Genomic DNA, 15,889 nt, shown 5'->3' on the forward strand with positions numbered 1-15,889 from the left:
AAACATTATGAAAAAGATATTAAAATATTTAGGGCTTCCAGTACTTTTAGCTGGTTTGGTATGGTCTTGTGATGATCTAGAAGTGCCTATCACAACTCAATTGACACCTGAGGTATTTCCTCAAAACTCAACACAATATATTCAGACAACAGGACCAGTCTACGCAGCATTTAGAGGTGAGTTTTCATTTGCTTGGTGGTGGTCGCAGTCATTATCTACAGATGAAGCTATCTTACCAGCAAGAGGAGGTAACTGGTTTGATAATAGAAACTATATTTCAATGCATTACCATGACTGGAATCCAGACAATGGTATCATAGGAAGCCTTTGGGATTGGTCATCTAAAGTAATTGGAACAAGCAATCAGGCTATTTCGATCTTAAGACAGACAATGCCTGAAGGAACTGATAAAAAAACTTTGATTTCAGAGTTAAGAACAATGCGCGCTATTTCTTATTTCATGTTAATGGATAGTTATGGAGACGTGCCATTAGATACTTTATATGGGGATTTTACTTCTCATGCTAAAACTCCAAGAAAACAAGTTTTCGAGTACATTGAGAAAGAACTAAAAAGTTCAGTTCCTAATTTGAACCCTGCTTCAGGAGTTACAACTTACGGTAGACCAAATAAACAAACCGCTAATGCAATGTTGGCTAAATTGTATTTGAACGCCGAAGTATACACAGGAACGGCACGTTATAACGAATGTATCGCAGCTTGCGATGAAGTAATCAATTCTAATTTATATGTTGTAGAACCTAGAACGACTTACCTTCAAATGTTTTATCCGACTAACGGACCAGCAATGAAAGAATTCATCTTTGCGGTTCCTTACGATCCAGCAGCTGTTACAGTGGGTTTCAACGGGCAAATGTATCACGCACGTTATGATGTCCCACGTTCAGAAAGAGCTAAGTTCGGACTTTCTTACACGCCAAGTGCGCCTAGAAGTACACTGCCAGAATTTTATGCCTATTTTAATGATGCCAATGATATTCGTAACAAACAATGGCTTACGGGACTTCAATTTATGAATGATGGTGTAACTCCGGTAATGGTTACCACAACTAAAAAAGGTTACGATCAATTCTACACAGGATCTGATGGTGGAGCGGCATATACTTATCAAGTAAATTTAACTCCAGATATTGAACTTCGTCAGAGCGTAACATTATTCGATTGTGGTAATGATGAAATCGCTTGGAATATGGGATACAGAAACGTTAAATTTTATCCTGATGCATCTTCAACAAACCGTAATCAAAACAATGACGTTCCTTTCTTGCGTTACTCTGATATTCTTTTAATGAAAGCAGAAGCAATTTTACGTGGCGGATCTGTGACTTTAGGTCAAAGTGTTGATGCATTAGTAAACATGGTTCGTTCTAATCGTACAACATCTGCTGCTTTAAGCGGAGTAACTTTAGAAGATCTTTACAAAGAAAGAAGCCGTGAATTTGCTTGGGAAGCTTGGCATAGAAACGATATGATTCGTTTTGGAAAATATGAAGGATCTTGGGGATATAAAACTAATACAGACACATATCGTCGTGTATTCCCAATACCAACAAATGCAATGGTTTTAAACCCAGCCCTTACTCAGAATGATGGTTATTAAGAATAAAAATTTAGTTAAGTACGCATTTGTAATTCAATTTTAATTTTGAAAAGGAGAAGAGCGTAAAAAGCCTTCTCCTTTTTTCTAAAAAAAAACTGATTTTTTTCAGTTGCTCGTAAAAATCAGTTCAGTTTATTTTTTGAATGAAAACAAAGCTTAATCAAAAGTATTTCGGACAATTCTATACAGATTAAGCTTTGTAACATTCTACTATTTTTTTTGAGAATAATTCTATAATTCTCACAGCCATCCTTATGCTTAATATTTTCGATTTTGTGATAAATCAAAAACATAAAATCGTTCTAAACCAATATCGCCCCATTCAATACAGAAAATAAATGGAACTAAACAAAATCTATAAAATTGGACTCCTAGGAATAAGTTTAAGTCTTATTTTTTTAGTGTCATGCAACGCCCAAAAAGCTGTTTCTTTAAAAAAGAAACAAATCTCAGATATGGTTTATCCGTTGTTGGACACCGAAAATTCAAGATGGTTTTACTTTTCTTCTGCAAGTCGTCCGTTTGGTATGGTTAACTTAAATCCCGATACAGAAATCAATGGCGATTGGGGAGGCGGATATAAATATACTACAGATACAGTAAAAGGTTTTAGTCATGTTCACGAATGGCAAATGTCTGGTGTATCAGTAATGCCAGTAACAATCTCAAACGCAAACAAACAAACTGTTTTTAAAGATTTTTATTCCAAATTCAGTCATAAAACAGAAATTATTACACCAGGTTATCATTCGTTAAAACTAGATAGATATCAGATAAAAGCAGAAATAACGAGCACGCCAAGAGTTGGTTTTCATCAATATACATTTCCAGCAAAGGCACAAAAAGCAATTCTTTTTAATCTGAATACCGTTTTAGGTCCTTGCGAAAACACCAATGGAAAATTAGAAAAAAACAATGATTTCGAACTTTCTGGTTCATTAGTTTTAAGCACGAATTTTAGGCGTCCAAAACCTTTGACAGTATTTTTTAAAGTTAAAACAGAACAACCAATAACCTCTATAGAGAAAGACAACGCAACAGGAAATTATCTGATTCATTTTAATAAAAAGGGAACGCAAGTACTAATGAAAGTTGGTATTTCGTACACGTCAATTGAAAATGCTAATAACAACATCGAAACCGAATTAACCCACTGGGATTTTAATAAAACTGTTGAAGATTCTAGAAATGAATGGAGTAATTTATTGGGAAGAATAAAAGTAGAAGGAGGAACAGAAACAGATCAAAGAAGATTTTATACTGATTTATGGCATGCTCTCCAGGGTAGAAAAATGATCAGTGATGTAAATGGAGCCTATCCTGATAATACAGGGGACAAATTCAGGATAGGACATTTGCCTTTAAAAGCAGACGGAAAACCAAAATTCAATCACTACAATTCTGATGCTTTTTGGGGTGCTCAATGGACAATTAATAATCTCTGGGGATTGGTGTATCCTGAGATCATGGAAGAATTCGTGTATTCTCTAATGCAGTATTACAAAGATGGAGGTTCTATTCCGCGCGGACCTTCAGGCGGAAATGACACCTATGTAATGACAGGAGCTTCGGCAACACCTTTTATTGTAAGTGCCATTCAAAAAGGAATTGTAAAAGATGATTTAGAAGCTATTTATGTGGCACTAAAAAAAGGACACATAGAAGGCGGAATCATGGCAAAAGCAGGTTATGAACACAATACCAGTATTGGCGGAGGATTAAAATATTATTTAGAAAAAGGATATGTGCCGTATCCATTACCAGACGGTAATTTTGGAAGCCATGAAGATGGAGCTAGCCAGACTTTAGAATACTCTTATCAAGATTGGACTTTGGCGCAATTGGCAAAAAAACTCAATCACGAAGACGATTACAAGTATTTCATGAAAAGAGCCAAAAACTATCAGAATGTTTTCGATCAATCAACTGGATGGATGCGTCCGAAAAATGTAGATGGAAAATGGAGAGAAAACTACGATCCGTATCAATATGAAAACGGATTTATAGAATCAAACGGAGCACAGTCGACTTGGTTTGTGCCACATGACATTCTTGGTTTGGCTGATTTAATGGGAGGAAAAGAAAAAGCTGTAACTAAATTAAATCAGCAATTTGAAACGGCTAAAAAGCAAAACTATACTTCTGGTACTTCTCATGACGCAGAATTGCATCCGGAGTTTAGTAGAATTCCAGTCAATTTTGGAAATCAGCCATCCATGCAGACTTCGAATATTTTCACCATTTTAGGAAGACCAGATTTAACGCAATATTGGACAAGAGACGTAGTAAAAAGCACCTTCAGCGGATTATCGCCAGCAACAGGTTACAACGGCGATGAAGACCAAGGATTAATGGGAAGTTTGAATGTTTTACTTAAATTAGGTTTGTTTCAAATGAATGGAGGAACCGACCAAGATGCTGTTTACCAAATAGGAAGCCCAATCTTCAATAAAATCTCGATTGATTTAAATTCGAAATATTATTCAGGAAAAACATTTGTGATCAAAGCCAATAATAATAGTTCCGAAAACGTGTACATAAAAGACATCAAATACAACAATAAAGCGGTAAAAGATTTTACGTTGTCGCATCAGGAAATTACCAATGGAGGCGAATTGATTTTAGAAATGTCAAAGTAAAATTTTGCCACATCTTTCAAAGATTAAATAGATTAATTTCAGCCTTAGTAAAATCATTTTAATTCTTTTAATCAGTGGTAAAAAAATAAGTTTTTTAGTTCTTAAAGAAATAAGTAAGTAATGAAAATATACAGTAAAAATATACTTTTAGGAATATCATTTTTGTTTACCGTAATCACAAACGCTCAAACAGTCCATCACTATGTTGATCCAATGATTGGTTCAGAAGGAGTAGGGAGAGTTTTTATCGGGCCGTCATGCCCTTACGGTATGGTAAAACCAAGTCCAGACTGCACCTCGAGTCCAAACAGCGGCTGGCTTCCAATGCCAAAAGAAGTAACAGGATTCAGTCAGGTTCACGTAAGCGGAACAGGCGGAGGTCCAAAATACGGAAATATTCAGATTATGCCATTTTCTGGTGCTTTAGACAAAATAGACCAGACCTCTTTTAGAGCAGAAGAAAACGTAAAACTGGGGTATTACGAAACGGTTTTCAAGGAAAATAATATTAAAACCGAAATCACTACTGGCGAGAAAGTTTCTTTTTACCGTTTTACCTACCCAAAAAATAAATCAAAAGAATTAAAGATAGACCCTGGATTTTTTCTTGGCGAAGAAAAAATTCCAGAAGCTAGAGAAGCACAACAGTTTGTGGGTTCACAAATCGAAATAGTTTCAGATACAGAAGTTAGAGGTTACAGCAGAATACGTGGAGGATGGAACAACGGACGCGCTTACACCGTTTATTTCTATGCTTTTTTTGATCAGCCAATTGCTAAATATGTCACTTTTAAAGACGGAAAATTTTATAACAATCAAAAAGCACAATTTGATTCAGGAAAGAAAACAGCAGCTTTACTTTCTTTTGAAAATGGAAAAGAGGAGCTGAATGTGAAAATTGGAATTTCATTTTTAAGCGAATTAAAAGCAAAGAATAATATAGAAGTTGAAATTCCGCATTGGAATTTTAATGAAGTTTTAAAGACTTTAGAAAACAAATGGGAAAATTTATTAAGCAGAATCCAGCTTTCTAAAGATACCTCAGACGAATACAGAAAAATGTTCTATACAGGTTTATATCACACGATGATTATGCCTGTAGACAGAACAGGAGAAAACCCTTTATGGACAAATGACGAGCCTTATTATGATGATTTTTATACCATCTGGGATACATTTAGAACATCAAGCCCTTTAATTACATTGATTGACAGCAAGCGAAAAGTAGAAATCATCAATGCAATGCTGAACATTTACAAACGCGAAGGCTATATGCCAGAAGGAAGAAGCGGTAATGACAATGGAAGAACTCAGGGAGGATCAAATGCTGAGGTGGTAATTGCCGATGCTTTTGTAAAAAACTTAAAAGGAATAGATTACGAATTAGCACTTCAAGCAATGCTGAAAGATGCAACAGTGCCTCCCGGAGGAAATGAAGAGAAAGAAGGAAGAGGCGGACTTTTAGATTATCTTAAACTAGGATACGTTCCTTATGGCACAGACAGAGCAGGAAACAGAACCATCGATTACTCCTACAACGATTATAATATTGCAACAGTTGCCAAAGGTTTAGGCAAAACAGATTTGTACAATCAATACATAAAACAAGCTGAAAATTGGCAGAATCTATGGCGAGCAGATTATGAAAATAACGGAGTAAAAGGATTTATCATGCCAAAAGACAAAGACGGAAACTGGCTGGATGATGTTGTTTTTGGCGAATCAAAAATCCAAAAGCCAACTTTTAAATATACGCCTGTCATTATCGAATCGCCTTGGTATGTTTGTCATTGGTGTGTTTTCTTTTACGAAGGAACTTCATGGGAATATTCATTTAGTTTGCCACACGATATTCCAGAATTGATAAAAAAATCAGGCGGAGAAAAAGCATTTGAAAACAGATTGGATATTTTCTTTGATAATAATTTATTTAATGTTGCCAATGAACCTTCATTCTTAACCCCGTGCTTATATCACTGGATTGGAAAACCGTATTTAAGCAGTAACAGAATCAGAACGATTATCAAGGATAATTTTAATACTTCAAGAGAAGGACTTCCAGGTAACGACGACTCAGGAGCAATGTCTTCATGGCTGGCTTTCCATATGATGGGATTGTATCCAAATGCAGGACAACCTTATTATCTGATTAATACGCCTTTGATTAAAGAAACAGTTGTAAAATTAGAAAACGGTAAAAGTTTTAAAATCATCACAAAAAAAATGAATGATAAAAACAAATACATCAAAACCGCTTTGTTTAACGGAAAACCATACAACAAAGCATGGATTACGCATGATGATATTATGAATGGAGGAGAACTGATTTTAGAAATGGATTCGAAACCTTCGGCTTGGGGAACGACAATTTTACCACCGGCAAAATAAAAAGATAAGTAAGATGAAAAATATATTTTTAGTTATTCTTTTCTGTGCTCTTTATCAAACCACAATAGCACAGAATTATATTCCGACATTAAAAAATAATACCCAACTGCATTATGTCTGTAAACTGCACGGACAAACGAGAACTTTACAGCTTACGGCCGAAACGTCGAATAATGCATTGGCTTTTAAATTAGAAACAAGAGGCGTAAACAGTAAAATAGTAATGCTTCCTGAAGCAGTAAAAAATGGAAATGCCTTAAGCTTTAATCAAGGAGAATATGCACCAATTCTAAACTTAAAACCAACAGAAACTTTTTTTATGATTTCGCAATCAGCTTATCAGGATTTAGTCCAAAACAATTCCTTTGTTTACAACAATACAACTTATGTTCTAGATAAAAGTGAAGATAAAAACGGTGTTTCTATTGATGGAAAAATAATCGAAACATTCCATATAAAAGCGCAAATAGACGAAACCGAAATGTGGATTGTAAAAAATCCAGAGTTCCCTTTAATCTGTAAAATCATTAATAATCCGTTAGGAATTAATCCTACCTTGGTAAAAGTTGTGGATTAAAGAAAATAGAAAATAGAAAATAGAACTGTTTTATTAACAGACTAAATTGGTTTTAAAACCACAGATTAAAAAGATTAGAAGGATTTTTAAATGAACAAATTTAATCTGTGTTAATCCTTTTAATCTGTGGCAAAAAAATACAATTAGAAAAGCAAAAAGGAAATTTTATAGTTTAAGATTTTTCACAATTTTGATATAAATTGATAATTTCAGAACAATAGATAGAATTCATAGTAGATTGTTGAAAGTTGTTTTTAAATTTACAGGAATTACACTTAAACTTATAATATTTTAAATTATGAAATTATCTATCGTAACCTCTTTACTTTTTTGCTGCATTTGTTTCGGACAAAATAATACAGACACCAGTTTGTATATGAAGTCTGATAAAATTACGTATCTAACAGATATTGGCTCAGAATCAGGAGATTTATATAAAACGATCGGACACCACGGTCCAGCAATTGAAAACGAATGGATGGCTTTGCGAATTTATTTCAGCGATAAAGTAGCAATCGATGTTTATTCTAAAGCTAAACCAGGTTTAGAATTAAAAAAAGCAAATTGGTACCCAACGCCAGAACAGCAAAAAGAAGGCTGGGGAGCAGATTATTATAAAGTGGCATCTACTGTTGGTTTAGGAGGAGTAAAACTTTGGGATGGCGAAAAATTGGTGCCGTTAAATCCGGTAACAAATCGTTTGGCTCGTGTTGGAAAAACAGAAAATACTTCTTGGATGGAAATGATTTCAAGAGGCGTTCCTTACAAAGGAAAAAAAGTAGACATTTTAGTTCGCGTTACCGTGTTTTCTGGTAAAAGAGAAGCAAAAGTAGAAGCGGTTTCTTTAACTGGAGAAAAAGTGCAATTTGCAACAGGAGTAAATTACTTTAAAGATTGCGCAACAAAAAAAGGTGCTAATTACATAGCAGTTTGGGGAAAACATCCAGAAGACGTTGCTGCAGAAATTGTTGAAGTAGGAGGAGCGATTATATACAATCCGAAAGATTATGAGAAAACAACAGACGATGGAACGCAATATTTGTTGATTTCAAAACCTGCAAAAACTTTAGAGACTTCAATTATATCTTCAAGTGCAAGAGAAACAGAACTAAACACTTTAGATAAATTGGAAGCATTTATTAAAAAATAATTGAATTATCCTTTAAGCAAGGACGCGGATTAAACGGATTTATTTCGTAAAGGCGCGGATTAAAACGGATAATCTATTTATATTTTTAAACAGATTAATAAAATCCGGTTTAATCCGCGCCTTCGCGTTAGCGAATCGGTTTAATTCGCGTTTGATTTTATAGACTTTCTATTTTTAAAATAGGATAAATAACGGATAATCATAAAATTAAAAACAAACAAAACACATGTTTAGAATATCGATTATATTAGTACTGCTTCTTTCTTTATATTCCTGCAAATCACAGCAGAACATTAAGAAAGAAATTCAGATTGCTTTTATAGCCGATGCTCATCTGCAAGATATTTATGCCAAATTTGAGGACAGTAATTATCAAGGCATTCCAAATCCTGTAACGGGCGAATATGCCAATATTAGAACGATGAATTCTCAATTGCATTCTACGAGAATTTTTAATGAAAACTATTTTGCCTTTTTAGAAGCTTTAAATGATATTGTAAAAAGAGGCATAAAACAGGTAGTGCTTCCAGGCGATTTCAGCGACGACGGACAGCCTGTTCACGTTCGCGGATTAAGAAAAATTCTAAATGAATACTCCGAGAAATACGGAATTTCATTCTTTGTTACTACAGGAAATCATGATATCGTAAAACCTTTTGCTCAAGATGCTGTTAAAACAGATTTTTTAGGAAAAGACGGAAAAGAACAAATTATTAGCAGTTCTCCAGACAATTTTAATAAAAGTAAAAGCGAACTGGAACCCATTATTACAGCCGATATAAAAAATTGGGGTTATAAAGAAACCATTAGCGAAATGCGTGATTTTGGTTTTTTTCCAAAAAAGAATGATTTGTATTGGGAAACTCCTTTTTCTAATTACAGCTATGAAAATTATAATTTTGAAGAAGCTCAAAAAGAATCCGTTTTAGAAAAAAGAACGTATTTAATAAAAAACACCAATTTGTATTTGCCTGATGCCAGTTATTTGGTTGAACCAATAAAAGGAATCTGGCTTTTGGCAATAGATGCAAATGCGTATGTTCCAAATGAAAAATTATCAGGAGAATCTAATAATCCGCACGATTTTTCGGGAGCAAATACAGGTTATAATAACGTTCTGATTTATAAAAACCATTTAATTAATTGGGTAAAAAAGGTTTCTGCAGAAGCAAAACAAAAAGGAAAAATATTGATTGCTTTCAGTCATTATCCGATGGTTGAATTTAATGACGATGCTTCGCCAGAATTAAAACAGCTTTTCGGTGCTAATAAAATGCAATTGCAAAGAGTTCCAAATGAAGAAGTAGCACAGCAATTTGCCGATGCTGGAATTCAGATTCATTTTGGCGGACATATGCACATTAACGATACGGGAGTTAGAACAACAGCAAAAGGAAATACACTTTTTAATCTTCAAACACCGTCGCTAGCGGCTTATATGCCAGCTTATAAAATATTGACTATTCATTCTCAATATGATCTGGAAGTAGAAACTGTTGTAATTGGTAAAGTCAATAAATTCAATAGTTTATTTCCTTTTTATGAAGAAGAATATGCTCATTTGGAAGCTATTAAAAGTAACATCATTTGGAACAAAGAAATTCTAAAAGCAAATGATTATGCAGCATTTACCAATTGGCATCTAAAGGAATTAGTTCGTTTGCGATTCTTACCCGAAGATTTTCCGACAGACTTTTTAAAATCGATCGAGAAACTTTCTGGTAAAGATTTATTAGAATGGAATAAAAATGCAAATGAAGTTTCTAAAGATTTGAAAGAGAATTCGCTAACATTTTCTGATTTTGAATCATGGACAGGTTTTGATATGATTTTCGATTTTTACAGATTAAAAAGTGCCGATGAATTGGCTTTTTCTGAAATTGGAAAAAAGAGATTAAAGCAATATGAATTGATATGCAAACAGTTAAAAAAATCAAATAACCCTAAGTTGGTTTTATGGGCCAAAATATTTTGGAAAACCATGAACGGCGAGCCTTCCAATCATTTCAGAATTGATTTAAAAAACAACAAAATTGATAATTTATCTGTTAAATAATTTTAATATTTATTGAATCAAAAAGATTAAATTGCATTTATAATTTATTTCCATGAGCCAAAAATCCTTTTTATTATTCTTGTTATCCGCCCTTTTTTATCATTCGTATTCACAGAATATAAAATTTGCGCATTATAATGATAATAACGGATTGTCTCATAATTCGGTGCGCCATATTGTACAGGATAAAAAGGGTTTCATGTGGTTTGGAACTTTTTCAGGACTAAATCGTTTTGACGGTTATCAGTTCAAAAATTACATGAGTTCTACGCCCGGTAAAAACAAATTGTACAATGATGATATCACGGCTTTAGAGCTGGATGAAAAAAATAATTATCTCTGGATTGGTACCCGAAAAGGACTCACGCTTTTCAAAATGGATACGCATGTTTTTACTACTTATTTTCATAAAAAAGACGATCCAAACAGTTTGCCAGATGACGAAGTTAGAGCCGTTTATGTAGATAAATTTGAAAGAGTTTGGGTAGGAACCAAAACGAAAGGAATTTATTTATTCTTTTTAAAAGAAAACCGATTCGAAAAAATTAAACTGAATGGTTATGAATATATAAAAGAAATTTTTGAAGATAAAAAAGGAAATGTCTGGGTTGGAAGTTATGAGAAATCATCTGTAGCCAAAATTACGATGGATGCGAAAGGCGCGATTGTGAAAATCAATAATTATACGCTTTCTGTTCCAAATTCGAATATAAAAAATCCATACTTAAATTTTATTTACGAAGATGCCAAACAAGATATTTTTGTTGGAACTCGCGAAGGTTTGTATAAACTTGATAAAGCAAGCGATAAGTTTGTTAATCTATATATTGAAAGCAAACAAGTCAGAGGTGCTTTAGGACCTTATTTTCTTTCTGTTGCCCAAGCTCCTGATGGCAAATATTGGGTTGGAACTTTGGGCGGATTATTAGTTTGTGATCAATTAGAAGACATTCAAAAAGGAAATTATAAATGGTATTATTCTATTCTTTCAGATGACACTTCGCTTGTCGATAATTTAATTTCGGCTCTTTATTTTGATAAATCTGGAGTCTTATGGATTGGAACCGAAGATGGTTTGGATAAATACGATCCGTATGAGAATCAGTTTACTTTAAATAAAGATATTTCGCGTTCTATTGGCAATCAAGCGCCTAGAATTAGAGGTTTTGCCAAAACCTATGATGAAAAAGTAATTGTCGCAACTTATCACAACGGGCTTTTTATTTCTAACATAAAAGGTTCGACACCTTTGCACAACACAGGAAAAGATATTGCTAGTATTTATTCTGAAGACGGAAAGATTTTTTATTGTGGTCTTTGGGATGGCAATGTTTTGGTTTATAATTATTTGAGCAATTCTTCTAGAGAAATAAATTTAGGATTTGAGAAATCGCCTGTTTTTGCCTTTAGAAAAATTACAGACGATAAAATGATTGTAGGTTCTTTTGGAGAAGGAGCTGTAATTCTAAATACTAAAACACTTCAAGTAGAAACTTCAAGTAAACTTTTACCCGATTTTCAGATTAATGCTATTGAAAGAGATACCAAAAATAATGTTTGGTTTGCAACAGAAACGGGAGTGGTAAAATACAATATCAGTACCGGAAAAATAGAAACATATTCGTCACTTTTTATCAAAGAAAAAGGTGTTCCTCATGACGAAAATGTTAGTGATGTTTTAGTTGATGTTAAAGGAAAGATCTGGGCTTCAACTCGTTTTGGGCTATGTTTGTACAATCCGAAAAAGAACGAATTTGAACCCGTAAAAAATCTTAAGGAACTTTCTGGAAAATGGATTACTGATATTTTATCAGATGCCAACGGTAATTTGTGGTTGAACATCAACAATAATAATATTGCTTTTGTAAAATCGAATTTAAAAGATATTAGCATTTATCACGTAAATAGCGGAAACAGATTGGATGTTTTTAGTTCTAGCGGTTTCTTTTATTTTAATAATTCTAATATTTTTCTTGGCGGTAAAAACGGAATTATTTCTTTTTCTCCGCCAGCGATGAAAAGAAATAATTGGTCGCCATTGCCTGTTATTTCTGAATTTAAGATTCAAAATGAGGAAGTTTTTCCAGAAATGGAAATCAATGGAGAAATTCCGCTTTCTAAAGATTTAAATTATGGAAATGAAATCGAATTAAGCCACAAAAACAGGAACTTTTCTCTGCAGTTTTCGGCACCTTCATTCGCAAACGAAAAATTGAATAAATTTCAATACATGTTAGAAGGTTTTGATAAAGAATGGATAACAGTTAATAGTACATCTAGAATTGTACAATATACCAATCTTTATCCAGGCAATTATACTTTTAAGATAAGATCAAGCAATAGCGACGGTTATTGGAGTAAAACGGTTTCTTATAAAATAAAAATTCTGCCTCCGTTCTGGCTTACGCCGACTTCTTTTTTAATGTTTTTTGCTATTTTATTCGGTGTTTTTTATTTCATTAGAAAAGAGATTAAGAATCGTATTCGTTTAAAACAAGAGCTGCTCACAGAAAAAGTAAACAGAGAACACGATATAAAATTAAATAATGAGAAATTACGTTTCTTTACCAATATTTCGCATGAATTAAGAACGCCATTAACGCTAATTTTAGGTCCAGCAAAACAGCTTTTGGATGAAAACAGTAATGCTACAGATTACGAAAAGAGCCGTTATAACTTAATTTATCAAAATGCCAGCCGATTGCTAAATTTGGTAAATCAGGTTTTGGATTTTAGAAAGGCGCAGTCAGGTGAATTAAAACTAAAAGTAACCAAAACGGACATTTTATCGTATTCGAAAAATATTTTCGATTCGTTTAAGGAAATGGCTTATAATAAAAAAATTAAGCTCAATTTTATTTCTGAAGATGATGAAATAAATGGCTGGCTAGACAATGACAAATACGATAAAATTCTTTACAATCTTTTGTCTAATGCCTTGAAATTTACCAACAAAAACGGTAATGTAGATTTGTATGTGAGACTAAAAGATACGGTTGAAGATATTTTGGTAATTGAAGTTACAGATGACGGAATTGGTATTCCGTTAAAAAGTATAGATAAAATTTTCAAACGTTTTTACCAAGCATCAAACAGTAAAGACAATAATACTGGATCAGGAATTGGTTTGTCATTGGTAAAATCTTTGGTAGCCATTCATAAAGGAACTATTTCTGTAGAAAGTACAGCAGGAAAAGGAAGTACTTTTAAAGTAGAAATTCCGATTGATCGTGAATCCTATGAACATAAAGAAGTGTTTGAATATGCTCTTAAAAATGACAATCTAAGTATGCTGATTCCAGAAAAAGCGGCCAAGAAAATTATTCAGAATACAGATTTAAAAGAGAAGATTCTGGTTATTGAAGATAACTCAGAACTCAGAAAATATTTGGTCGATTATTTATCGGATTATTACAAAGTATATGATGCTGAAAATGGAGAAGAAGGCTTAAAAATCTGCCGACAAATAAAACCTATTTTATGCGTAACCGATGTTATGATGCCCGTTATGGACGGATTGGAATTTTGCCAACAATTAAAAAATGATGAATTTATAAGTCATATTCCAGTTGTGATGCTTACAGCGTTGGGAGAAAATATGGATAAAGTAAAAGGTTATGATATTGGAGCCGATGGTTATTTGGTAAAGCCTTTTGAGCCTTTACTTTTAAAAACTGTTATAGAAAATATGATCAAATCGAGATTAGAACTGAAACAAAAATTCTCTGGCGAAGTAGAAAGCAAAGTTAGCATGCTGACACATTCGCCAATTGACCAGGAGTTTATGGAAAAAGTTACAAATCTAATTAACGATAATTTAAGCGATGTCGATCTTTCAACCGATTTTTTATGTGACAAACTGGGCGTTAGTTCTTCCAAATTATATAGAAAAATTAAAGAATTGACCGATTTAGCACCAAACGAATTTATCAGAACCATTCGGTTAAAAAAATCAGCAGAATTGCTAAAAACCAAAAAATACAATGTTTCTGAAGTAACAGATTTAGTTGGTTTTAATGATCCGCTATATTTCAGTAGATGCTTCAAGAAGCAGTTTGGTTTCCCGCCAAGCAAGTTGATTAATTAGTTTTTTTGCAGGATTTGGGAGATGGCGATTGGAGAAGCAATTCAGGAATTTTACAATCCAGCTCTGAAAGAGCCAAAAGCACCAAAGCAGTGCACCGCACTGCTTAAGAATACATAACATCCGATTCAGCCCTGAAAGGGTGAAAGCATATTCTCAGTATTGAGTTGTTATATACGCACAGTTGCGCTTTCACCCTTTCAGGGTGTTATTTATTCACATGTTAATGTGTAGTGTGGTGCACTACTTTGGTGTTTTCATCCTTTCAGGGTGTTGTTTATTCTCATTTTAGTGTGTAGTGCGTTGCACTACTTTGATGCTTTTGGACTTTCAGTCCAATTCAAATTCTATCCATTTTTTCTTTGATTGATATGTAAAAATCCTACAATAATCAATTTTATCCATGTTTTTGATGTATTAATCCATTTTGAAAGAAGGATGTAATTCTATTTTTGTCTTATAACTTTTAACTATTTAGCATTATGAAAAAGCATATAGATACAGACAATCCGTTAAATAATTTAGATGAGTGGGAAGATGATTTATTAATGCGATATCCTGATCCTTCTGAAGAAAATGAAGAAGTAAAAGAAAAGCAGAAAGAAGAATTTAGAAACTATGTCGATTCGGAAAGAGTAGAAACTGTTAAGGAGTTTTACAGAATAAACCACACGTATCAGACTTATGATTTTGTATGCAGCAAAGAACAAGATTTTCTTCAATTTAATAGAAAAGAAATGTCAATCTGGGAAGCTGTTGAGTTTTTAAACACGCTTGTAGACGACAGTGACCCAGATATTGACTTAGACCAAACACAGCACCTTTTACAAACTTCAGAAGCAATTCGCGCAGACGGTCATCCAGATTGGTTTGTATTGACTGGTTTTATTCATGATTTAGGTAAAGTATTATGTTTGTTTGGAGAACCGCAATGGGCAGTTGTAGGAGATACATTTCCTGTTGGATGTGCTTATTCGGATAAAATTGTATATTCAGAGTTCTTTAAAGAAAATCCAGATTTTACAGACGAAAGATTCAATACTAAGTTTGGTGTTTACACAGAAAACTGCGGATTGGACAATGTAAAAATGAGTTGGGGACACGATGAGTATTTGTATCAAATAATGAAAGATTATCTTCCAGATCCAGCTTTATACATGATTCGTTATCATTCCTTTTATTCTCAGCACAAAGAAAATGCTTATACACATTTAATGAATGAAAAAGATATCGAAATGTTTGACTGGGTGAGAAAATTCAATCCTTACGATTTGTATACAAAAGCACCTGTAAAACCAGACGTGCAAGCATTGCTTCCTTATTATAAAGAATTAGTTGCGAAATATTTACCAGAAAAATTGAAGTTTTAAAAAG

General features: G+C 33.4%; 8 protein-coding genes. All 8 read left to right on the forward strand.

Features of this window, described 5'->3' with window-relative positions; translation table 11 throughout:
* The first annotated feature begins 7 nt into the window (after positions 1–7).
* On the forward strand, positions 8–1,621 hold the full coding sequence (locus AC1Q5Z_RS22490; RefSeq protein WP_343586600.1) for a RagB/SusD family nutrient uptake outer membrane protein: 1,614 nt from the start codon (positions 8–10) through the stop codon (positions 1,619–1,621).
* Positions 1,622–1,959: 338 nt separating this feature from the next.
* Positions 1,960–4,260, forward strand: coding sequence for a GH92 family glycosyl hydrolase (locus AC1Q5Z_RS22495; RefSeq protein ID WP_492446920.1), 2,301 nt, complete (start codon positions 1,960–1,962; stop codon positions 4,258–4,260).
* A 120-nt stretch (positions 4,261–4,380) separates the two neighbouring features.
* Positions 4,381–6,648, forward strand: coding sequence for a GH92 family glycosyl hydrolase (locus tag AC1Q5Z_RS22500; protein ID WP_492446922.1), 2,268 nt, complete (start codon positions 4,381–4,383; stop codon positions 6,646–6,648).
* A 13-nt stretch (positions 6,649–6,661) separates the two neighbouring features.
* Positions 6,662–7,225 carry a hypothetical protein gene (locus AC1Q5Z_RS22505; protein ID WP_492446924.1) on the forward strand — a complete coding sequence of 188 codons (564 nt, stop codon included), beginning with the start codon at positions 6,662–6,664 and terminating at the stop codon, positions 7,223–7,225.
* A 298-nt stretch (positions 7,226–7,523) separates the two neighbouring features.
* Positions 7,524–8,375: a DUF4861 family protein gene (locus AC1Q5Z_RS22510; protein WP_198858014.1), complete on the forward strand. Its 852-nt coding sequence runs from the start codon at positions 7,524–7,526 to the stop codon at positions 8,373–8,375.
* A gap of 226 nt (positions 8,376–8,601) precedes the next feature.
* Positions 8,602–10,431: a metallophosphoesterase gene (locus tag AC1Q5Z_RS22515; RefSeq protein WP_343586591.1), complete on the forward strand. Its 1,830-nt coding sequence runs from the start codon at positions 8,602–8,604 to the stop codon at positions 10,429–10,431.
* 52 nt (positions 10,432–10,483) lie between these two features.
* Positions 10,484–14,518 (forward strand): hybrid sensor histidine kinase/response regulator transcription factor, encoded by a 4,035-nt coding sequence (locus AC1Q5Z_RS22520; RefSeq protein ID WP_492446926.1) that lies wholly within the window; start codon positions 10,484–10,486, stop codon positions 14,516–14,518.
* Between the two features lie 479 nt (positions 14,519–14,997).
* Positions 14,998–15,885, forward strand: a complete 888-nt coding sequence (locus tag AC1Q5Z_RS22525) for an inositol oxygenase family protein (protein ID WP_286971706.1) — start codon at positions 14,998–15,000, stop codon at positions 15,883–15,885.
* The last annotated feature ends 4 nt before the right edge of the window (positions 15,886–15,889 follow it).

Source organism: Flavobacterium sp. GW823-FHT06G12, assembly GCF_058794775.1.

Excerpts from the sequence above, each read along its gene's own strand:
- AC1Q5Z_RS22490 (WP_343586600.1), top strand. The coding sequence starts at position 8 with ATGAAAAAGATATTAAAATATTTAGGGCTTCCAGTACTTTTAGCTGGT.
- AC1Q5Z_RS22495 (WP_492446920.1), top strand. The coding sequence starts at position 1,960 with ATGGAACTAAACAAAATCTATAAAATTGGACTCCTAGGAATAAGTTTA.
- AC1Q5Z_RS22500 (WP_492446922.1), top strand. The coding sequence starts at position 4,381 with ATGAAAATATACAGTAAAAATATACTTTTAGGAATATCATTTTTGTTT.
- AC1Q5Z_RS22505 (WP_492446924.1), top strand. The coding sequence starts at position 6,662 with ATGAAAAATATATTTTTAGTTATTCTTTTCTGTGCTCTTTATCAAACC.
- AC1Q5Z_RS22510 (WP_198858014.1), top strand. The coding sequence starts at position 7,524 with ATGAAATTATCTATCGTAACCTCTTTACTTTTTTGCTGCATTTGTTTC.
- AC1Q5Z_RS22515 (WP_343586591.1), top strand. The coding sequence starts at position 8,602 with ATGTTTAGAATATCGATTATATTAGTACTGCTTCTTTCTTTATATTCC.
- AC1Q5Z_RS22520 (WP_492446926.1), top strand. The coding sequence starts at position 10,484 with ATGAGCCAAAAATCCTTTTTATTATTCTTGTTATCCGCCCTTTTTTAT.
- AC1Q5Z_RS22525 (WP_286971706.1), top strand. The coding sequence starts at position 14,998 with ATGAAAAAGCATATAGATACAGACAATCCGTTAAATAATTTAGATGAG.